This is a genomic window from Enterobacter sp. ODB01 (assembly GCF_001623605.1).
GTDB lineage: Bacteria > Pseudomonadota > Gammaproteobacteria > Enterobacterales > Enterobacteriaceae > Enterobacter > Enterobacter kobei.
In genome coordinates this window covers 1,173,752-1,193,619 of the sequence record NZ_CP015227.1, presented here as the reverse complement: position 1 = coordinate 1,193,619, position 19,868 = coordinate 1,173,752, and the positions used below count along the sequence as shown (strand labels likewise).

16 protein-coding genes are annotated in these 19,868 nt (G+C 48.3%); 11 read left to right on the top strand and 5 right to left on the bottom strand.

Annotated features, from left to right (window positions below; genetic code table 11):
- The first annotated feature begins 1 nt into the window (after nucleotide 1).
- The 4 genes from A4308_RS05800 (at nucleotide 2) to A4308_RS05780 (ending at nucleotide 5,537) form a co-directional block, all read left to right on the top strand.
- On the top strand, nucleotides 2–1,558 hold the full coding sequence (locus tag A4308_RS05800; RefSeq protein ID WP_001618934.1) for a TnsD family Tn7-like transposition protein: 1,557 nt from the start codon (nucleotides 2–4) through the stop codon (nucleotides 1,556–1,558).
- Nucleotides 1,559–1,569: 11 nt separating this feature from the next.
- Nucleotides 1,570–2,496, top strand: a complete 927-nt coding sequence (locus tag A4308_RS05795; RefSeq protein ID WP_000262423.1) for a hypothetical protein — start codon at nucleotides 1,570–1,572, stop codon at nucleotides 2,494–2,496.
- A 352-nt stretch (nucleotides 2,497–2,848) separates the two neighbouring features.
- The gene (locus A4308_RS05790) at nucleotides 2,849–3,148 is read left to right on the top strand and encodes a helix-turn-helix domain-containing protein (RefSeq protein WP_001097216.1); all 300 of its coding nucleotides are present in this window, start codon (nucleotides 2,849–2,851) and stop codon (nucleotides 3,146–3,148) included.
- Nucleotides 3,149–3,710: 562 nt separating this feature from the next.
- Nucleotides 3,711–5,537: an AAA family ATPase gene (locus A4308_RS05780; RefSeq protein WP_001239419.1), complete on the top strand. Its 1,827-nt coding sequence runs from the start codon at nucleotides 3,711–3,713 to the stop codon at nucleotides 5,535–5,537.
- Nucleotides 5,538–5,705: 168 nt separating this feature from the next.
- On the opposite strand, the gene copM is transcribed toward A4308_RS05780, so the two are convergent.
- The 4 genes from copM to silR form a co-directional block, all read right to left on the bottom strand.
- A complete protein-coding gene (copM, locus tag A4308_RS05775) occupies nucleotides 5,706–6,056 on the bottom strand; it encodes a CopM family metallochaperone (protein ID WP_000647571.1) in 351 nt (116 codons plus the stop codon).
- Nucleotides 6,057–6,203: 147 nt separating this feature from the next.
- Nucleotides 6,204–6,635 (bottom strand): silver-binding protein SilE, encoded by a 432-nt coding sequence (gene silE, locus A4308_RS05770; protein WP_000790485.1) that lies wholly within the window; start codon nucleotides 6,633–6,635, stop codon nucleotides 6,204–6,206.
- 244 nt (nucleotides 6,636–6,879) lie between these two features.
- Nucleotides 6,880–8,361: a copper/silver sensor histidine kinase SilS gene (gene silS, locus A4308_RS05765; RefSeq protein WP_001618933.1), complete on the bottom strand. Its 1,482-nt coding sequence runs from the start codon at nucleotides 8,359–8,361 to the stop codon at nucleotides 6,880–6,882.
- The gene (gene silR, locus A4308_RS05760; RefSeq protein ID WP_000697969.1) at nucleotides 8,354–9,034 is read right to left on the bottom strand and encodes a copper/silver response regulator transcription factor SilR; all 681 of its coding nucleotides are present in this window, start codon (nucleotides 9,032–9,034) and stop codon (nucleotides 8,354–8,356) included. The genes silS and silR overlap by 8 nt, the downstream gene beginning before the upstream one ends.
- Nucleotides 9,035–9,223: 189 nt before the next feature.
- On the opposite strand from silR, the gene silC reads away from it, so the two are divergent.
- The 7 genes from silC to A4308_RS05720 all read left to right on the top strand — a co-directional run bounded on the left by silC (nucleotide 9,224) and on the right by A4308_RS05720 (nucleotide 18,893).
- Nucleotides 9,224–10,609 carry a Cu(+)/Ag(+) efflux RND transporter outer membrane channel SilC gene (gene silC, locus A4308_RS05750; protein WP_000475503.1) on the top strand — a complete coding sequence of 462 codons (1,386 nt, stop codon included), beginning with the start codon at nucleotides 9,224–9,226 and terminating at the stop codon, nucleotides 10,607–10,609.
- 28 nt (nucleotides 10,610–10,637) lie between these two features.
- A complete protein-coding gene (cusF, locus tag A4308_RS05745) occupies nucleotides 10,638–10,991 on the top strand; it encodes a cation efflux system protein CusF (protein ID WP_001246153.1) in 354 nt (117 codons plus the stop codon).
- Nucleotides 10,992–11,104: 113 nt separating this feature from the next.
- Nucleotides 11,105–12,397 carry a Cu(+)/Ag(+) efflux RND transporter periplasmic adaptor subunit SilB gene (gene silB, locus A4308_RS05740; protein WP_001485328.1) on the top strand — a complete coding sequence of 431 codons (1,293 nt, stop codon included), beginning with the start codon at nucleotides 11,105–11,107 and terminating at the stop codon, nucleotides 12,395–12,397.
- A gap of 10 nt (nucleotides 12,398–12,407) precedes the next feature.
- The gene (gene silA, locus A4308_RS05735) at nucleotides 12,408–15,554 is read left to right on the top strand and encodes a Cu(+)/Ag(+) efflux RND transporter permease subunit SilA (protein WP_000574021.1); all 3,147 of its coding nucleotides are present in this window, start codon (nucleotides 12,408–12,410) and stop codon (nucleotides 15,552–15,554) included.
- Between the two features lie 86 nt (nucleotides 15,555–15,640).
- Nucleotides 15,641–16,081 carry a DUF411 domain-containing protein gene (locus A4308_RS05730; protein WP_001618931.1) on the top strand — a complete coding sequence of 147 codons (441 nt, stop codon included), beginning with the start codon at nucleotides 15,641–15,643 and terminating at the stop codon, nucleotides 16,079–16,081.
- Nucleotides 16,082–16,207: 126 nt separating this feature from the next.
- Nucleotides 16,208–18,655 carry an Ag(+)-translocating P-type ATPase SilP gene (gene silP, locus A4308_RS05725; protein WP_001514621.1) on the top strand — a complete coding sequence of 816 codons (2,448 nt, stop codon included), beginning with the start codon at nucleotides 16,208–16,210 and terminating at the stop codon, nucleotides 18,653–18,655.
- Between the two features lie 40 nt (nucleotides 18,656–18,695).
- Nucleotides 18,696–18,893 (top strand): DUF2933 domain-containing protein, encoded by a 198-nt coding sequence (locus tag A4308_RS05720; protein WP_000843497.1) that lies wholly within the window; start codon nucleotides 18,696–18,698, stop codon nucleotides 18,891–18,893.
- A 33-nt stretch (nucleotides 18,894–18,926) separates the two neighbouring features.
- On the opposite strand, the gene A4308_RS05715 is transcribed toward A4308_RS05720, so the two are convergent.
- Complete coding sequence (locus A4308_RS05715; protein ID WP_000287501.1) at nucleotides 18,927–19,664, bottom strand: peptidoglycan DD-metalloendopeptidase family protein; 738 nt, start codon at nucleotides 19,662–19,664, stop codon at nucleotides 18,927–18,929.
- Nucleotides 19,665–19,868 lie beyond the last annotated feature (204 nt).

Below are 19,868 nucleotides of genomic sequence, written 5' to 3'. Positions count from 1 at the left end.
AATGAGAATGTTGCCTGTTTTGCCTGATGAATCCTTGTTCAGCCGGTTTTGTCGGACAACTACCGTGTACGGTATGTCCCCATCTTCTCTGTTAACGATCATTTTCAACAAACCTGATATGAACGTCCATCCAATTCTCAATTCAGGATTAAAGGCTATTTCTCTTCATACATCCGAAAGTGCAGATCAGCTCTGGCATGAACAGACTTTACTCCCTCTTTTTGCCTGGGCACTACCAATCAGTCGTAATGAAATTATGGATTTCAACACGACCCCTGCCAGGCTTAATCGATTGTGCCGCCTTAGTAATTTTTCACTAGGGCAGCGCACACTATTGAAGTTTTGCCCGGTTTGCGCTCGTGAAGATACTTTTCATTATGGTGTTACTTATTGGCATCTGGCGCATCAGCTTCATGGGGTTACAACCTGCCATCGGCATCCGGTAGCGCTTGAAAGCATCCATGTCCCTTCTTCACCGCACATACGTATTGGACTGATGCCTCCTGTTTCGTATACAGAACAACTTAGCAATGAGATAGACTTCGATTTTGCTAAGTTTTGTTATGAGTCCCTAAATATAATCAGAAGAAAAGATATTACACACCCCAATTACATGGATGTACTTAAAAAGTTGAATTTATTATCATTGGATGGAAATTTAAAGAAAAATGTATTCTACGCACATGTTTATGCTAAGTGCCAGTTATTTGGGGAGGGTTCATCGGGACTTATACCAACATCCCTAACTGATTATCATTACTGGGAGCCTATACTCAAAGACAAATGTTGTCAGCATCCCACAAAGCATCTTTTGCTTTGTTATTGTTTGTTAAATACTTGCTGGCCAACGTATGCAGGAAGTCGTACTAATAAAAAGAAAGAAATCTTTAAAAGTCATAAGAAATACAGTTTTCATATAGTTGAAAATAATACTAGTGTTAGCAAACTTGGGAAGGAATTTAGTCGCAGCAGATGTTACATTAAAACACTTATTTATAAAAAATACCTGAGGGCGTTTAAGCGAAACACAAAAATTAATATATTCACTGAATTGCTTATCAAGTCTATGGCTGTAAGGGGGTTTAGTCTGGCATCCATAGCTGAGAAAAACTCATTATCGGAAGGAGCTGTATCCTCTGTAATTTCATCTTGTTACGGTTTATGCTCATGGCGTAAAAAATGTAAAAAAGATTCTTTAAGACGGCGTCATAAGCAGAAAATATTAAGATTTATACATAATCAATCCGTTTCTATAACACGAAAGTTAGTCAAAGAAAGTTGTTATGCAAGTTTCTATTGGCTAAATAAACATGAATGTGACTGGCTTAATTCCTGTCTTCCTAAAACAATACGATGCTATAAAAATAAAAGAGTAGACTGGAGCGAGAGAGATATTATCTCATCATCATTAATAAATGATGTTTTATCTCAGGGGCAGTACTCGATGTCACTTACAAGTCTAGATGCTTTACTGGGAGGGCATGGCTGGCTTTTGAAATACAGAGATAAACTACCAATGACAATGATACTTCTCAGAAAAATGGAACTAATTAAATAAGAGGGAGTTATATGGTTTACGAAAATGAATTGTGGCACAGTTTTCTTCTGCGTTCACAGATAATGTATAACTTATCCAATTGCAGGAACATAATATCAAAGCATGGCGCACTAAGGTACGATGCCTTTCCTCGTTTCGAACTGATTGATATGTACAAATTGCATAGCTTGCAGGATATATATGACATTCTTGCCACTAGAAATGGTTATATACTAACTTCCAATATAGTGTCGTTATCTTCTGGTGTTTACGGGTATTTTAACGCTGTTGAAGATGCCTGTCGGAAAAATTTTCACATAACTAATTCATATCCATTGGTAAACATCTCAAACATTCGTTACTGTCACAAATGTATTGTTGAAGATATACACTCTAAAGGCATTGGTTATCTGCGTCATAGATGGTTGTTTGAATCTAAATGTGCAGTTCATAGTACCAGTTTATATGAGGTTTGTTTTGATAACTATTTGAATGCAGTGAAAGGACTTAGTGACTTAATTATAAGTGGAATAAATCCTCATGGTTATTGTTCCCTTGTGGTTGACGTTTCAAACCCTTTCAAAAATCCAGTGTATATATTACCATGTGCACGTAATAAAATTTTAAAATGGATTTCGGACAATAAAAATATGCTGATTTACTTTCTCTTTGATCTCTTCAAATGTAAGTCGCATTCAAGTTTATCTAAGGTTATCGAAGTCAAGATAATGCATGATAGATATATTTCTGCGGTGTTCAAGATGTTAAGTGAAGTTAATTTTTGTAATTTCAACTCATTTATTTCTGATATTTTTGAGGACGTAAGTTATGCCTCTATCGGACTTGATGATTATTCTGTTAATGTGCATTTTCTCAGGCTAAGGGCTGCAGATTGTAAATTTTGCCAGTTGAATGGTAAATATTTTTGCTCACTTTACAATGTAAAACTTCTTCGCTAATTTCACTTCATTTATAAAATACTAAGAAAGCTAGTTAGATAAGGTTTTATATTTTGACTGGGGCAGGAATAAATTATCACTCATAGAGTTTCCCTGGGGGTTACCACCTGTGTATGATGCCGGTTAGCAACAACGTCTAAAAGACCTGCGATCACGTGGGTCCCTCTCCAGCAAAGGGGCAAGGGGTGCTATATAACGGTGTACTGCTTACCCAATACGGCCTTGTATTTGAAAGATGCCGCATCTTGGCAGGATTCGTATTACAGCCTATAGTCTGTTAATGAGCATTACAGCCTATATGCTGTAAATCCCTGCGTTATGCTTGTTAACCCGTCGATACGGAAGGTCACTTATGAACACTCAATACGCTTTGAAGACTTTGAATCAGTTACGTCCTGTTTTAATCGGCTTTCGCAAAGCCAATGGACTGACGCAAAAAGATGTTTCTGAACGTTTGGGTATAACACAGCAAACTTATGCCCGACTAGAGGCCAACCCTGCAAGTGCGGGTTTTGAGCGTTTGTTTAGGGTGTTCAGCGTCCTTGGAGTGGAGATCGTACTTTCATCCAGGGAACCATTGTCAGATGCAAAGCCCGAATACGGAGCTATGCACAATTATTCTTCACTTCCAGCCAGGCGGGAGAAATGGTGACGCCTGGCGCTTCCCGGTCTAATTTTTCTTCAACAAGATTAACCCCTTAGCGGCCTGAAGTATCAGGTTGCGATAGAGCCTTTCATTTCTTCTGTTATGTTAAATACACCATTTTGAGCTATTTCGCTCGGCCTTAAATTATCTCTTCATTCTTCAGTGAAAATTTTATGTCGATCACATTATCGATGAATTTAGGAAATAATCCGTAAATGAAAATCTATCTTCTTTTAAATTCATCAGTGTCAGTAGCAAATATTACGCATAAAAGAATGGTTATTATTATCATTTAAATTATAAAGCTCATGAGTCAATTCCAAAAAATATAATAAGCATTGAAATCATTACCGTGATTCTGGAGTTTTAACTTTGCCATGTAACCAACCACAAGTTAGTTTCCGGTGTTTTGAGGGGCAGTAAAGTTCTGAAAGCGCGACCAGATCATAATCCCGAAATGTCGTTAAGATATTCTGAATAACGGTTATCCCTGCTTGTTGGCAGGCATTTGAAAATATATTTTGTATTCAGGTTGCAGCAAAACGCTTTCTTACACACAGGACTTCATATGCGGCTCAGAAAATTAAAACTGAAAAACTTCAGAGGCTACAGAAACTCTACTGAAATCATTATTGATGAAAGCATGACGGGTATTGTCGGTCGTAATGACTTTGGGAAATCAACGCTTCTGGAAGCGCTGGCTATTTTTTTTGAAACAGAAGGAATGAAGGCTGACAAGAATGACATGAACTGTTTCAGCCTAAGAGAAGGGGACGGCCGTTTTGAAATAGCCTGTGAATTTGATGACCTGCCCGATTTTATCATGATCGACGACAGGGTGCAGACCACGCTCGCCTCAGAACATCTGCTGAATGAGGACGGCAATTTTGAAATCGTCAAAACGTTTAAAGCAACGACCTCAGGAAAACCGGAGCAGACCTGCATCCGCTGCATCCACCCGGATGAGGAGCCCCTGAGAAATTTACTGGGCATGAAAATTTCTGAGCTCAAGGCGGTGGGAAAAGAAGTTGAAAAAAATGTGGCGGATAAACGCACTGCATCGTTATGGCGTCAGGCCATCAGGGAAGCCGCAGCCCCCTATACCTGTTCGGAAATTATGCTGGATGTCGATAAAGAGTTCGGAACCGACACAAAATCATTATGGGGTAAGATCCTCGATTTGCTGCCCACGTATGCGATTTTCAAAGCCGACAGGGAAAGCAGCGACGGGGATTCCGAAGCTAAAAACCCCTTACAGCAGGCCGTAAAAGACGCTCAGGCTGCGCTGCAGGACAAAATTACAGCGCTGGAAAATGAGATTCAGGACAGCGTCCTGGATGTCGCACAGAGAACGCTGGATAAATTACGTGAAATGGCCCCCGAACTCGCCAGTGAACTGACTCCACGATTTAAGGAGAAACCCAAGTGGACCTTCAATTTCACCCTGGACGGGGAAAATGGCATCCCCATCAATAAGCGCGGCAGCGGGATAAGGAGGCTTATCCTGTTGAATTTTTTTCGGGCTGAGGCTGAAAAGAATGTCGCGGGGACGCCCAGAAATGTGATTTATGCCATAGAGGAGCCTGAAACGTCACAGCATCCGAACTATCAGATGATGCTGATGAAAGCGTTACTGGCACTGGCAGGCCAGCCGCACCGTCAGATTATCGTCACCACCCATGTCCCGGCGCTGGCCGGATTAATCCCTGTCGAAGGCGTACGTTATGTTACCCGAAATGAGGCGGGTGAACCCGTAGTAAAAATGCCGGATGACGCAGTGCTGAAGGAAGCCACTGAAAGCCTGGGGGTGCTGCCAGAGACCGGTATGGAAAGGGCGCAGGGGATTGTTCTGGTAGAGGGAAAGTCGGATGTTACTTTCCTGAGGCATGCGGCCAGTTCATTAAAACAGTCAGGTGCGCTGCCAGCCTCTCTGGAGGACGTGAAAATAGTGCCAGTCCTCATAGGAGGGTGTGGTAGCGTCAAACACTGGGTTACATTGAATCTGGCCAAAGATCTGGGGCTTCCCTGGTGCGTATTTCTGGACTCCGATATTGGGGGAGACCCTGCACAGGTTCTGTCCATCCAGAAGCGTAAAAAAGAAGTAGAGGAGGCCGGTAAGGTATTTTTCGCTACGCGCAAACGTGAGATAGAAAACTATCTGTGCCCGGATCTTATCGAGGAAATTACTGGTGTAGCCGTCACGTTTACGGACACCTGTGACGCTAAAAAAATAATCGGCCGGGCTGTGGGAATGAAACCCGATAATGTACTAGATAAATTCTGGCCTCAGATGACATCAGAAAGAATCATCTCAAGATCAACCTATCATGACGGAACGCAGGAGAGAAGCGAGCTGGTTGAGATCCTGAGCGACATTGTATCCATGACGAGATAATGTATTAAATAAGCATCTCAGGTGCATATATTCCGGTCCTCAACAAAGGACCGGAGTACAGAGTAGTAAAAACCCGAAATTAATCGGGTTTGAATTATATAAAGATTAACCGACTCCCGCGCCCAGGAACGATGTAAAATCACGCTTGTCGTGACATTTCTACAATGTTTACTTTTGACTATCAAGCCATTTATTCATCTGCTCAATTTCACCTTTTTGAGCTTTAATGATGTCCTGCGCGAGCTTTCTCATTTTCGGATCTTTTCCGTATTTGAGCTCGGTCTCAGCCATTGCTATTGCCCCTTCATGGTGCGCTACCATGCCTTTCGCAAAAGCCTTGTCGGGATCGGACTCATTTACGGCAGCCATCATTTTGTCATGCATGTCTTTCATGCCAGCCATATATTCCTGTGACGAAGCCGAGGTAGACATATCAGTCATTTTCATTTCTGAATGTTCTGCTGAAATCGCTGGCAGGGATAACATTAATACTGCAAATAAAGTGTTTCTGGCTTTCATAAAAAATATCCTTTTAGCGTTGATGCCCGTTAACTGTAGCAGAATCTGATAAAAATGCCCCCTGTAGGGGGCAAAGATGTTGCCATATATCCGGTTACGGAAAAATCTATCAAGGAAATAAGGACAGCACAGATACTTCCCTCGCCGTCAGCCTGCACTGAGCATGCGACGATGCGCTTCGGCCATGGCCTGATGTGGGCCAGACTGACCGTTATTCATAAATTCATGGGCAACTGCAGCTCTTTCATGCTCATTCATTGCCGCTAATGACTTCGACGGCCCGGTAGGGGAAACGGTCTGACTTCCCATCATCCTCTGATGACTTTCCACCATTTTCTGGTGCGCATCCGCCGACCCGTTCGTCATGGTTTCATGAGCAATAATGGCCTGTTCATGCTGGTCCATACCGGCCATACGAGGTGCAGTCCCCTGGATCCCGACAGGAGCCGCAGCAGACTGCATCTGGTGAGCAGGTGCCTGTGCATTGTTGACCCGCTCATGGATATTCACGGTTTCAGTGGCCCAGGCCGAAGAAATTAAGCCAAAGCCCAGCAAGGATGCTAATACGATATTTTTCATGATAACTCTCCATTTCTTAATTAGTGATGTCCGGGGGAGTACAACCGGTGTTTTCAGTTCCATAACTGAAACAGGTTCGGAAGTGTTTATTTCTCCGGGAGGGGACTGGATATTCATTTCCTGGCGTCCACTGACGCCGGATATTGATAAAGCAATCCAGCCTTCCTGATAAGTTGCACTAATTATATCGAATGGCTTCTGTTTGCTGCATGACAGGCTAATGACATCTTTGTCATTTAAATCTTTATTCCCAGCACTGGGTGTCCGGAATCATTTTCTCCAGTCTGGGCACGGATAAGATAAAACGCGTTGAGTGTACGTCCGATTCCACCTGCACTCTTCCGTGATGTGCTTCCACGATTGACTTCACAATCGCAAGGCCGATGCCGCTGCCTTCTCCTTTTCGTTGTCTGGACGGATCCACCCGATAAAAACGGTCAAACAACCTTGATAAATGCTCTTCAGGGATTGGTTTCCCCGGATTTTCAATCACAAGGTCAAAAAAGCTCTCCTGCTCTCTTATTGAGACGGTGATTGCCTGTCCCTCTGGGGTATAACGCAGGGCGTTGGATAACAGATTATTGATCGCTCTTCTGAACATTTGTGGATCTCCCTCAACCAGGCAGGGCATCCCGTTAAATTTGAGCATAATATTGCGTTCTTCGGCCCAGGCTTCGAAAAACTCGAAGACTTTCATGACTTCTGCTCTGAGGTCAAACCGAACCCTGTCAGGTATCAGCTGATTATTGTCCGCCTGTGCCAGGAACAGCATGTCGCTGACCATTTTGGTCATCCGGTTATACTCTTCAAGGCTGGAATAGAGGACATCCTCAAGTTCCTTCTGCGTTCGATCCTGACTCAGAGCGATTTCAGTCTGCGTCACCAGATTGGTGATGGGTGTTCTGATCTCGTGCGCGATATCGGCAGAGAAATTGGCCTGGCGGGTAAAAACATCCTCAATCTTTCCAATCATATGATTGAACGAGATAACCAGCTGCTCCAGCTCAATGGGAACGCGTGTCGGTTCCAGCCGCGCATCAAGATTCTCGGAGGTGATGTTTTTAATGGCATTGCTGACATTACGAAGGGGCAGGTGCCCCTGACGGACAGCAATGCGAATGATCAGAACAATCAGCAGGCTTATCACGACGGCAATCGCAATCAGATTTTTTTTCAGCGCATCGAGGTAATGGAGATGGAAATTAATGGAGAGGCCAGTCAGCATGACATAGTTCTGCTGTTTGCCCTGAAATGTCGCCTGGCCAGAGGAGGCGATAATCCTGTATGTTTCCATCTTCATTTCGGACCCGGTATCCATCGGTCCCGCAGGATCCTCCACCGTCCAGAGAAAGACATCCCGTGCGCGGCTGTGCTCGCTAAAATCTGCTGAATTCACTGCCGGGCGTAGTGCCGCCCCCTGAGCTGAGCTAAAGAGCACTTCACCCCTGGGATTGAGGAGCAAAAGGGCAACGTTGCGGTAGCTGGCAATTGATTCCTTTATTTTGCTTATTTTTTTATCATCCGGATCCACCGGGGACTGCAGTATACGGTTCAGTGTGGTGCTGATTTGTTGAAGATCGCTGACATCCTGCTCGGCAAAATGATTTTCAACAGAATGCAGCATAAACCAGGTGAAGGCGATAAAAGCCAGTATCGTGGACAGGCTGATAAAAAAGGTCAGCCGCAGAGCGAGTGAGAAAGGGCGTCTGGAAGGTTTGCTATGCATCCGGGACCTCCAGCATGTAGCCCACGCCCCGGACTGTCTGGATCAGCTTTGTCCCGTAATCGTTGTCTATTTTAGCGCGGAGTCGCTTTACTGCGACATCGATCGCATTAGTGTCGCTGTCAAAATTCATGTCCCAGACCTGAGAGGCAATCAGGGAGCGGGGAAGAACCTCTCCCTGATGGCGAATGAAGAATTCCAGCAGGCTGAACTCTTTACTGGTGAGCACAATGCGGTTTCCGGCGCGACTGACTTTTCTGGATACGAGATCAATCGAGAGGTCAGCCACCTTAAACTGGCTTTCCGTGATCATCGTGTTTCCCCGCCTCAGAAGGGTTCTCACCCGGGCGAGCAGTTCGGCAAACGCAAAGGGTTTAACCAGATAATCGTCCGCACCCAGTTCCAGTCCTTTGACCCTATGTTCGATCGTGCCGAGGGCTGTCAGCAGTAAGACCGGCATACCCTTTCCGGCAGTGCGCAGCATGCGGATGATATCCCAGCCGTTCACATCAGGTAGCATGATATCCAGAATGACTAAATCATACTCGGCTGTCATGGCGAGATGATATCCGGTAAGACCATTATCAGCGTGATCCACTACGAACCCTGCCTCTGTAAGCCCTTTGCTGAGATATTCACCTGTTTTAATTTCGTCTTCGACGATCAATATTTTCATCTTGCTCCCCGGCTGGCTGCTAATGTCATTCTATTGCGCCCACGATCGTTATCAACGGATTACAGCAAAAATGACAACATTGTCATTATCCTGTCACCCGGCAAACAGAGAGCGTTAGGTAAAGTACCCCTATCAATACTCTGGACTTCATTTGAACCATTTACCAGGTCTGCCTGGACGAGAAGCGTTATGTTCAAATTAAAATTACTCAGCATTAGCACGATATTCATCCTGGCAGGCTGCGTGTCGCTTGCGCCTGAATATCAGCGGCCCGCAGCACCGGTACCCCAGCAGTTTTCACTGTCCCATAACAGCCTGACGCCAGCGGTAAATGGCTATCAGGATACGGGCTGGCGTAACTTTTTTGTCGATCCCCAGGTTACCCGGTTGATCGGTGAAGCTCTGACTAATAACCGTGATTTGAGAATGGCTGCCCTGAAGGTTGAAGAGGCCCGAGCCCAGTTCAACGTCACGGATGCAGATCGTTATCCCCAGCTGAATGCCTCATCCGGGATAACATACAGCGGTGGTCTGAAAGGTGACAAGCCGACCACACAGGAGTACGACGCGAGACTGGAGCTCAGCTATGAGCTCGATTTTTTCGGCAAACTTAAGAACATGAGTGATGCTGACCGCCAGAACTACTTTGCCAGCGAAGAAGCCCGTCGGGCCGTACACATCCTGCTGGTCTCCAACGTTTCACAGAGCTATTTCAGCCAGCAACTGGCGTACGAACAACTCCGTATTGCGCGGGAAACGCTGAAAAATTATGAACAGTCCTATGCTTTCGTTGAGCAACAGCTCGTGACCGGGAGTACGAACGTTCTGGCACTTGAACAGGCGAGAGGACAAATCGAAAGTACCCGCGCCGAAATAGCCAAACGAGAAGGCGATCTGGCTCAGGCAAACAATGCCCTGCAACTGGTGCTGGGAACGTACCGCGCACTTCCGTCAGAAAAAGGGATGAAAGGCGGGGAGATCGCACCAGTAAAATTGCCACCAAATCTATCTTCACAAATTTTGCTGCAGCGACCGGATATTATGGAAGCGGAATATCAGCTGAAAGCGGCTGATGCCAATATTGGCGCAGCGCGAGCGGCCTTTTTCCCCTCCATTACCCTGACCAGTGGTCTTTCCGCAAGCAGTACGGAGCTGTCAAGCCTGTTTACGTCAGGAAGTGGAATGTGGAATTTTATCCCTAAAATTGAAATTCCTATTTTTAATGCTGGCAGGAATAAAGCCAATCTGAAGCTGGCTGAAATTCGCCAGCAACAATCGGTGGTTAATTACGAACAAAAAATTCAGTCAGCCTTTAAGGATGTTTCCGACACGCTTGCGCTGCGCGACAGCCTTAGCCAGCAACTTGAGTCACAGCAGCGTTATCTTGATTCACTTCAGATAACTCTCCAGCGTGCCAGAGGATTATATGCAAGTGGTGCTGTCAGTTACATCGAAGTGCTGGATGCAGAACGTTCCCTCTTCGCTACGCAGCAAACCATTCTCGATCTTACCTATTCCCGACAGGTTAACGAAATTAATCTGTTTACCGCGCTCGGTGGCGGTTGGGTAGAGTAAATTTATTTAATTAATCAGGAAATTAAAAATGCGTAATTCACTTAAAGCCGTTTTATTTGGTGCCTTCTCTGTCATGTTTTCTGCCGGTCTTCATGCTGAAACACATCAGCATGGCGATATGAATGCTGCCAGTGATGCTTCGGTACAGCAGGTTATCAAGGGCACCGGTGTCGTTAAAGACATTGATATGAATAGTAAAAAGATTACCATTTCGCACGAAGCAATCCCTGCTGTGGGCTGGCCTGCAATGACCATGCGCTTCACTTTTGTTAATGCAGACGACGCTATCAATGCCCTGAAAACCGGCAACCATGTCGATTTCTCGTTTATTCAGCAGGGCAATATCTCCTTACTCAAAAGCATTAACGTTACGCAATCCTGATTATCAGTCCGGAGCGAATACATCCAGTGCGCCTGAACATTCATTAAGGGATTACTGTGAATGAATGATCGGGCGCATATGCCAGGTGTTTTGATTTTTCAGCGAGAAATTGTATGGCTTCTTTAAAGATAAAATATGCTGCAATAATTATCAGCAGCCTCATAGCAGGGGGGCTGATATCGGTTACTGCCTGGCAGTATGTAAACTCATCACAAAAAACAGTACAAACCGAACAAAAGGCACCGGAGCGAAAGGTACTTTTCTGGTATGACCCGATGAAACCGGATACCAAATTTGATAAACCCGGAAAATCTCCCTTTATGGATATGGACCTGGTGCCAAAATATGCTGATGAAAGCGGCGATAAAAGCAGTGGCGGGATCCGTATCGATCCAACGCAGGTTCAGAATCTGGGATTAAAAACGCAAAAAGTCACGCGAGGAATGCTGAATTATTCTCAGACAATCCCGGCTAATGTCAGTTACAACGAGTATCAGTTTGTCATTGTGCAGGCGCGCTCTGACGGTTTCGTCGAAAAAGTGTATCCCCTGACGATTGGCGATCATGTGAAGAAAGGCACTCCGCTTATCGATATCACCATTCCTGAATGGGTTGAGGCACAAAGTGAGTTCCTGCTGTTATCCGGTACAGGCGGTACGTCAACCCAGATAAAAGGGGTTCTGGAGCGACTTCGTCTGGCTGGTATGCCGGAAGAGGATATTCAAAGGCTGCGTTCAACCCGCACAATCCAGACCCGTTTTACCATTAAAGCACCTATTGATGGTGTCATTACTGCGTTTGACCTGCGCACCGGAATGAATATTTCGAAAGATAAAGTAGTGGCTCAGATTCAGGGGATGGACCCGGTCTGGATCAGCGCTGCAGTGCCAGAATCTATCGCATATCTGCTGAAAGATACGTCGCAGTTTGAAATTTCGGTACCGGCTTATCCGGATAAAACATTCCATGTCGAAAAATGGAACATTCTTCCCAGCGTGGATCAGACAACCCGTACGCTTCAGGTCCGTCTTCAGGTTTCTAATAAGGATGAGTTTCTCAAGCCGGGCATGAATGCCTATCTGAAACTGAATACCAAGAGCCAGGAGATGCTGCTGATACCAAGCCAGGCCGTTATCGATACCGGCAAAGAACAGCGCGTGATTACTGTTGATGATGAAGGCAAGTTTGTGCCGAAACAGATCCACGTTCTGCATGAATCACAGCAACAGTCCGGCATTGGCTCCGGCCTGAATGAAGGCGATACCGTGGTGGTCAGTGGCCTGTTCCTCATTGACTCCGAAGCCAATATTACGGGCGCGCTGGAACGTATGCGCCACCCTGAAAAAACAGAAAACAGTATGCCAGCAATGTCTGAGCAGCCTGTAAATATGCATTCAGGGCACTGAGGAGACGACGATGATTGAATGGATTATCCGGCGCTCTGTCGCCAACCGTTTCCTGGTCATGATGGGCGCACTGTTTCTCAGCATCTGGGGCACATGGACGATAATTAACACGCCGGTCGATGCGCTGCCTGACCTGTCAGATGTGCAGGTCATTATTAAAACCAGCTATCCCGGACAGGCCCCGCAGATTGTAGAAAACCAGGTCACCTATCCGCTTACCACCACCATGCTGTCCGTACCTGGCGCAAAAACCGTGCGTGGCTTTTCACAGTTCGGTGATTCGTATGTGTATGTCATTTTTGAAGACGGCACCGATCTGTACTGGGCCCGTTCGCGCGTGCTGGAATACCTGAATCAGGTTCAGGGCAAACTGCCTGCGGGTGTGAGCTCTGAAATCGGCCCGGACGCCACGGGAGTGGGCTGGATATTTGAATATGCCCTTGTCGATCGCAACGGAAAACACGACCTTTCAGAACTGCGCTCTCTGCAGGACTGGTTCCTGAAATTTGAGCTGAAAACCATCCCGAACGTGGCTGAGGTCGCTTCGGTTGGCGGCGTGGTGAAACAGTACCAGATTCAGGTCAATCCGGTAAAACTGTCCCAGTACGGTATCAGCCTGCCCGAAGTGAAACAGGCACTTGAATCGTCTAACCAGGAGGCCGGTGGCTCATCCGTTGAAATGGCCGAAGCGGAGTATATGGTCCGTGCCAGCGGTTATCTTCAGAGCATTGATGATTTTAATAACATCGTCCTGAAAACAGGTGAGAACGGCGTGCCGGTTTATCTGCGGGATGTTGCCCGCGTGCAGACCGGGCCCGAAATGAGGCGTGGTATTGCCGAGCTGAACGGCCAGGGAGAAGTCGCCGGCGGCGTGGTGATCCTGCGGTCGGGTAAAAATGCGCGCGACGTTATCACGGCAGTGAGGGATAAACTGGAGACGCTGAAGGCCAGCCTGCCGGAAGGCGTTGAAATCGTGACCACCTACGATCGCAGCCAGTTAATCGACCGGGCGATTGATAACCTCAGCTCCAAACTTCTGGAAGAGTTTATCGTGGTGGCCATCGTCTGTGCTCTGTTCCTGTGGCACGTACGTTCTGCCCTGGTGGCGATTATCTCTCTGCCGCTTGGCCTGTGTATCGCCTTTATCGTCATGCACTTCCAGGGACTGAACGCCAATATCATGTCGCTGGGAGGGATAGCGATTGCCGTCGGTGCGATGGTGGATGCCGCCATTGTGATGATTGAAAATGCGCACAAACGGCTTGAGGAGTGGGATCATCAGCATCCGGGTGAGCAGATTGACAACGCCACCCGCTGGAAGGTGATTACCGACGCCTCCGTGGAAGTGGGACCCGCGTTGTTCATTAGCCTGCTGATCATCACCCTGTCCTTTATTCCTATCTTTACCCTGGAAGGGCAGGAAGGTCGTCTGTTTGGCCCGCTGGCATTCACGAAAACGTACTCCATGGCGGGAGCGGCCGCACTGGCCATCATCGTCATTCCTATTCTGATGGGATTCTGGATCCGGGGGAAAATTCCTGCCGAGACAAGTAACCCCCTGAACCGGGTGCTGATCAAAGCGTATCATCCTTTGCTGCTGCGGGTCCTCCACTGGCCAAAAACAACCCTGCTGGTTGCGGCCTTGTCCATTTTCACGGTTATCTGGCCACTGAGTCAGGTGGGCGGTGAATTTCTGCCGAAGATTAACGAGGGCGATCTGCTGTATATGCCGTCGACCTTGCCTGGCGTCTCTCCGGCAGAAGCTGCAGCGCTCCTGCAGACAACAGACAAGTTAATCAAAAGCGTTCCTGAAGTGGCTTCTGTATTTGGCAAGACCGGTAAAGCAGAGACCGCAACGGATTCCGCGCCGCTCGAAATGGTGGAAACCACGATCCAGCTCAAACCTGAGGATCAGTGGCGTCCCGGCATGACAATTGACAAGATTATTGATGAACTCGACAGGACAGTCCGTTTACCTGGTCTGGCAAACCTCTGGGTGCCGCCTATCCGTAACCGTATTGATATGCTCTCAACCGGGATCAAAAGCCCGATAGGTATCAAAGTGTCCGGGACTGTTCTGTCCGATATCGACGCGACGGCGCAGAGTATCGAGGCGGTAGCCAAAACCGTGCCTGGCGTGGTGTCTGTCCTGGCTGAGCGACTTGAGGGCGGGCGCTACATCGATATCGATATCAACCGGGAGAAAGCCTCCCGCTACGGGATGACGGTAGGTGATGTCCAGCTGTTCGTCTCTTCAGCAATCGGAGGTGCTATGGTGGGTGAGACGGTTGAAGGGGTGGCCCGGTACCCTATTAACATTCGCTACCCGCAGGATTACCGGAACAGTCCGCAGGCGCTGAAACAGATGCCGATCCTGACCCCGATGAAGCAGCAGATCACGCTGGGCGATGTCGCGGATATTAACGTCGTTTCTGGACCAACCATGCTGAAAACCGAAAATGCCCGGCCAGCCAGCTGGATTTATGTTGATGCCCGCGGCAGGGACATGGTGTCGGTGGTTAACGACATTAAGACGGCCATCAGCGAGAAAGTGAAACTGAGACCGGGAACCAGTGTGGCATTCTCCGGACAGTTTGAACTGCTTGAGCATGCCAACAAGAAACTGAAGCTGATGGTGCCGATGACGGTGATGATCATTTTCATCCTGTTGTATCTGGCATTCCGCCGGGTTGACGAAGCCCTGCTGATCCTGATGAGCCTGCCGTTCGCCCTGGTTGGCGGAATATGGTTCCTGTACTGGCAGGGCTTCCATATGTCAGTGGCGACCGGAACCGGGTTTATCGCCCTGGCCGGGGTGGCAGCAGAGTTTGGCGTGGTCATGCTGATGTATCTGCGTCATGCCATTGAAGCGCACCCGGAATTGTCCCGTAAAGAGACGTTCACACCGGAAGGTCTTGATGAAGCCCTCTATCATGGTGCCGTACTGCGTGTCCGGCCGAAAGCCATGACCGTGGCGGTGATCATTGCGGGTCTGCTGCCAATACTCTGGGGAACCGGCGCAGGTTCAGAAGTCATGAGCCGTATTGCTGCGCCAATGATTGGTGGGATGATCACGGCTCCGCTGCTGTCCCTGTTCATTATTCCTGCCGCCTACAAATTAATCTGGCTGCGCAGACATAAAAAAAGCGTGTCATAACCCTGAAAGGGCGCCCCCAGTGGGCGTCCTTCTGCACTGATTCACCCTGACGTCAGGGTTTATATCGATAATATACAGAGGTGAGTATGAAAAAAGTGATTCTAATGGCCCTGGCTCTCGGCCTGTCACTGCCTGCAATGGCGAGTGAAAAAGTCATTGATATGTACAAATCTGAAAACTGTGGCTGTTGTTCCCTGTGGGGCAAAGCGATGGAAAAAGACGGGTTTGAAGTACGAACTCACGTCATGAATGATCAGGCGCTGTCAGCCCTGAAAGAAAAGCATGCTATTCCTGCAGGACTACGAAGTTGTCATACCGCGGTTGCCGGTAATTTGATCATTGAAGGCCATGTGCCTGCGACAACGATACATAAGGCAATGCAGTCTGGTTCGGGTATATACGGTCTCGCCACCCCCGGTATGCCAGCAGGAAGTCCTGGAATGGAGATGGGAGCCCGAAAAGAGGCTTACGATGTTATCGCATTCTCACCGGATGGAAGTAAAAAAGTCTTCCAGCGAATCGAATAGTCAGCGGAACGGCTGATAACGGGACGCCGGTAGCAGGCACTCCTGTGCCGGCGATATTCGTGGTAATCGCATCCATGACATACCCTGAAGACAGAAGATGCTTCGGTATGCATAAGGAGAGTTACTGTGAAAAATGACAATGCAGTGCAACACAACAACCAGACTGCTTCTGAGCAGACATTATCCCCGGACGAGGGCCACGTATTGCATAAGGTGAGAGATCCCGTGTGCGGGATGGCCATCCTGCCCGACAGGGCGCACAGCAGCATTCGATACCAGGACCATCAACTTTATTTCTGCTCCGCCAGCTGTGAGAGTAAATTTAAAGCCCATCCCGATCGTTATCTTACCGAAGATGCCAGTGAACATTCCCATCACCATCACCACGATCATCACGAAGTCAGCCCTGATCAGATAAAACAGCCTCACCACCAGGCGGAAAAAGAGAATTCTGAAGGTGTGTGGACATGTCCGATGCACCCGGAGATACGCCGCAGTGGTCCCGGAAGCTGTCCTGTCTGTGGAATGGCACTGGAGCCGCTCGTAGCTACGGCATCCACGGGGCCGAGTGATGAACTTCACGACATGACAAGACGCTTCTGGCTGGGGTTGTTGCTGGCGTTTCCGGTTCTGGTACTCGAAATGGGATCTCATCTGTTTCCCGACTTGAGGAATACAGTACCGCCACAGTACAACACATGGCTGCAGTTGCTTCTGGCCTCCCCTGTCGTGTTGTGGTGTGGCTGGCCATTCTTCGCCCGGGCCGGAATGTCGTTACGTAACCGCTCCCTGAATATGTTTACCCTTGTTGCAATGGGGACCGGCGTAGCCTGGGTTTACAGCGTCATTGCAACCGTCTTCCCCTCCTGGTTTCCTGCATCGTTCAGAAACATGGATGGCCTGGTGGCCGTTTATTTTGAAGCCGCAGCAGTTATTACGGTGCTTGTTCTGCTGGGACAGGTTCTTGAGCTGCGGGCACGGGAACAAACCTCAGGCGCCATTACTGCGCTTCTGAACCTTGCCCCCAAAACCGCCAGACGGCTGGATCATGACGGTCATGAAACGGATATTAATGCGGAAGATGTCCTGCCTGGCGATAAGCTCCGCATCAGACCTGGAGAGAGTATTCCGGTCGACGGTATCGTGATCGAAGGCAAAACAACCGTTGATGAATCGATGGTGACCGGGGAGTCTATGCCGGTTACCAAAACGAAGGGTGACCCTGTCATTGGGGGGACGATTAATCAGACAGGTAGTCTTATCATCCGTGCAGAGAAAGTCGGTGATGAAACGATGCTCTCACGAATTGTTCAGATGGTCGCTGATGCACAGCGTTCGCGTGCCCCCATCCAGAGAATGGCTGACAGCGTTTCAGGCTGGTTTGTTCCTCTGGTGATACTTATCGCGGTTGTTGCTTTCGTGATCTGGTCTGTCTGGGGGCCCGAGCCCAGGATGGCGCACGGTCTGATTGCGGCTGTGTCGGTCCTGATTATTGCCTGCCCCTGCGCACTGGGGCTGGCCACACCGATGTCGATAATGGTGGGGGTAGGCAAAGGAGCCCAGGCCGGGGTGTTAATCAGGAATGCCGAAGCCCTTGAACGTCTTGAAAAAGTGGACACGCTGGTTGTCGACAAAACAGGCACGCTCACGGAAGGTTCGCCTACGGTGACAGGGATTATCAGTCTCAATCCGGGTGGGGAAGCATCTCTTTTACGTGTAGCGGCCGCAGTGGAAAAAGGCTCGCAGCATCCGCTGGGTATGGCTGTAGTCCGGGCAGCCCAGCACAGGGGGATCATGATACCCGCAGTCAGTGATTTCAATGCTCCGTCGGGGAAAGGTGTTTCAGGCGATGTTGAAGGTCAACGGGTTGTTATTGGTAATGAACTGGCTATGCAGGAAAACAGTATCGTTATTGATAATCAAAAGGCCGTTGCGGATACGTTGCGGATGGAAGGCGCTACCGTTATCTATGTGGCCACAGATGGGTACCTTGCAGGCCTGATAGCTATCTCGGATCCCGTGAAAGCAACCACGCCGGATGCGCTTAAAGCTTTGCGACAGGCGGGGATCCGCATTGTTATGCTCACCGGGGATAACCAGCTTACTGCTGAAGCAGTCGCACGGAAACTGGGAATAGATGAGGTTGAAGCCGGGGTTCTGCCTGACGGCAAAAAAGCAGTGATAACCCGACTGAAAGCGTCTGGTCATGTGGTTGCGATGGCGGGGGACGGTGTAAATGATGCCCCGGCGCTGGCAGCGGCTGACGTGGGCATAGCCATGGGAACGGGTACAGATGTGGCAATTGAAAGTGCCGGAGTCACCCTTCTCAAAGGCGACTTGATGATACTGAACAGGGCCCGTCATCTGTCAGAAATCACCATGAAAAATATCCGACAGAATCTGTTTTTTGCATTTATCTACAACGCACTTGGCGTGCCTGTGGCTGCAGGCCTGCTTTATCCTGTGTATGGAATACTGCTGTCGCCAGTTATTGCGGCGGCGGCCATGGCTCTTTCCTCCGTCAGCGTCATTGTGAATGCGTTGCGTCTGAAAAGTGTCAGGCTCGGGAAATAACACTGAGTGAAGGGGCTGTTACGAACAGAAGGAGTCCAGTATGAAAAGTACCACCTATGCGCTTATTGCTGTCGCCGCGATCGCGGCATTTGCCCTCCTGCGCGAACACTGGTCACATGTGGCAGGTTACTGGCCATATCTGTTATTGCTGGTCTGCCCGCTAATGCATCTTTTCCACGGCCACGGAGGGCATGGAGATCATCAACATCAAGGAAGTGAAAACGATAAAAAAAATTAATCCGGCAGACGGGGCCGCGTCGCGGCCCCGTTATCAGTCCAGGTATCGTTCGTAGTCTCTGGCATGCGCAAAGGCATGCTGTTCAAGTTTGTTATCAGCGGGTGCCGCTGCCCGGAACGCCAGTGAGTTAACAGGATTGTTATTGATGACCAGCTCGTAATGCAGATGAGGACCGGATGAACGTCCGCTGTTACCGGATAACGCAATAGCGCCTCCCCGGGTAACCCTGGCCCCTTTAGTAACGAGTATTTTATTGAGGTGGAGATAGCGAGTTTTAACACCGGCTTTTCCTGTTACTTCAACAAAATATCCCATGGTGCTGTTGTATTCGGCCCGGGTGATTTTTCCGTCGATGACGCTGACTATTTTCGTGTTCATGGGCATGGAATAATCAATGCCATTATGGGGACTCACTTTTCCCGATACCGGGTTAAGTCTTGCAGGATTGAAAGGCGAACTGAGTCTTGCTGTGGCCGGTAACGGATAATCGAGACTGCCTTTCCCGGAAGTATCGGAAAGGTTATAGAACTTTTTATCTGATATACGATACGCCGTGTAATTAAATGAACCGGACGTAAATTTATAGGCCACGACACGTGATTTTCCCGCTTTCTTTTGCAGTACGAGTTTTAATGATTCATTTTTTTTCAAATGCCGCAGATTAAACCGGGAAGGCAAGGAGCGCTGAAGAGTAGCGATCTCGTTCGATTCCAGCCCCGAGCGGGTGGCTGAAAGGTAGGCATTTTCTTTTACGACATCGGTAGAATACATTTACTGGAATTCGCCGTTAGCATGAACACTGCGGCGTATGCTAGGGGTTTTCAGGAGGCGTGTCATCTGTCAGTTAATCGGGAGCACCGTTGATGGTCGTCATTTTTGTAACATATCTTGTTTCCCGTTTGCTCCTGAAGCTCTGGGAACTGTATGACCAGCCCGACGGTGATGATTAACGGGACTGAAACAGGTTACGGCAGA

Coding starts and splice junctions, on each gene's coding strand:
- A4308_RS05790 (WP_001097216.1), top strand. CDS start 2,849: ATGAACACTCAATACGCTTTGAAGACTTTGAATCAGTTACGTCCTGTT.
- silS (WP_001618933.1), bottom strand. CDS start 8,361: ATGCATAGCAAACCTTCCAGACGCCCTTTCTCACTCGCTCTGCGGCTG.
- silR (WP_000697969.1), bottom strand. CDS start 9,034: ATGAAAATATTGATCGTCGAAGACGAAATTAAAACAGGTGAATATCTC.
- A4308_RS05780 (WP_001239419.1), top strand. CDS start 3,711: ATGCGGCTCAGAAAATTAAAACTGAAAAACTTCAGAGGCTACAGAAAC.
- silC (WP_000475503.1), top strand. CDS start 9,224: ATGTTCAAATTAAAATTACTCAGCATTAGCACGATATTCATCCTGGCA.
- A4308_RS05715 (WP_000287501.1), bottom strand. CDS start 19,664: ATGTATTCTACCGATGTCGTAAAAGAAAATGCCTACCTTTCAGCCACC.
- A4308_RS05795 (WP_000262423.1), top strand. CDS start 1,570: ATGGTTTACGAAAATGAATTGTGGCACAGTTTTCTTCTGCGTTCACAG.
- A4308_RS05720 (WP_000843497.1), top strand. CDS start 18,696: ATGAAAAGTACCACCTATGCGCTTATTGCTGTCGCCGCGATCGCGGCA.
- A4308_RS05730 (WP_001618931.1), top strand. CDS start 15,641: ATGAAAAAAGTGATTCTAATGGCCCTGGCTCTCGGCCTGTCACTGCCT.
- silB (WP_001485328.1), top strand. CDS start 11,105: ATGGCTTCTTTAAAGATAAAATATGCTGCAATAATTATCAGCAGCCTC.
- silE (WP_000790485.1), bottom strand. CDS start 6,635: ATGAAAAATATCGTATTAGCATCCTTGCTGGGCTTTGGCTTAATTTCT.
- silA (WP_000574021.1), top strand. CDS start 12,408: ATGATTGAATGGATTATCCGGCGCTCTGTCGCCAACCGTTTCCTGGTC.
- A4308_RS05800 (WP_001618934.1), top strand. CDS start 2: ATGAGAATGTTGCCTGTTTTGCCTGATGAATCCTTGTTCAGCCGGTTT.
- copM (WP_000647571.1), bottom strand. CDS start 6,056: ATGAAAGCCAGAAACACTTTATTTGCAGTATTAATGTTATCCCTGCCA.
- cusF (WP_001246153.1), top strand. CDS start 10,638: ATGCGTAATTCACTTAAAGCCGTTTTATTTGGTGCCTTCTCTGTCATG.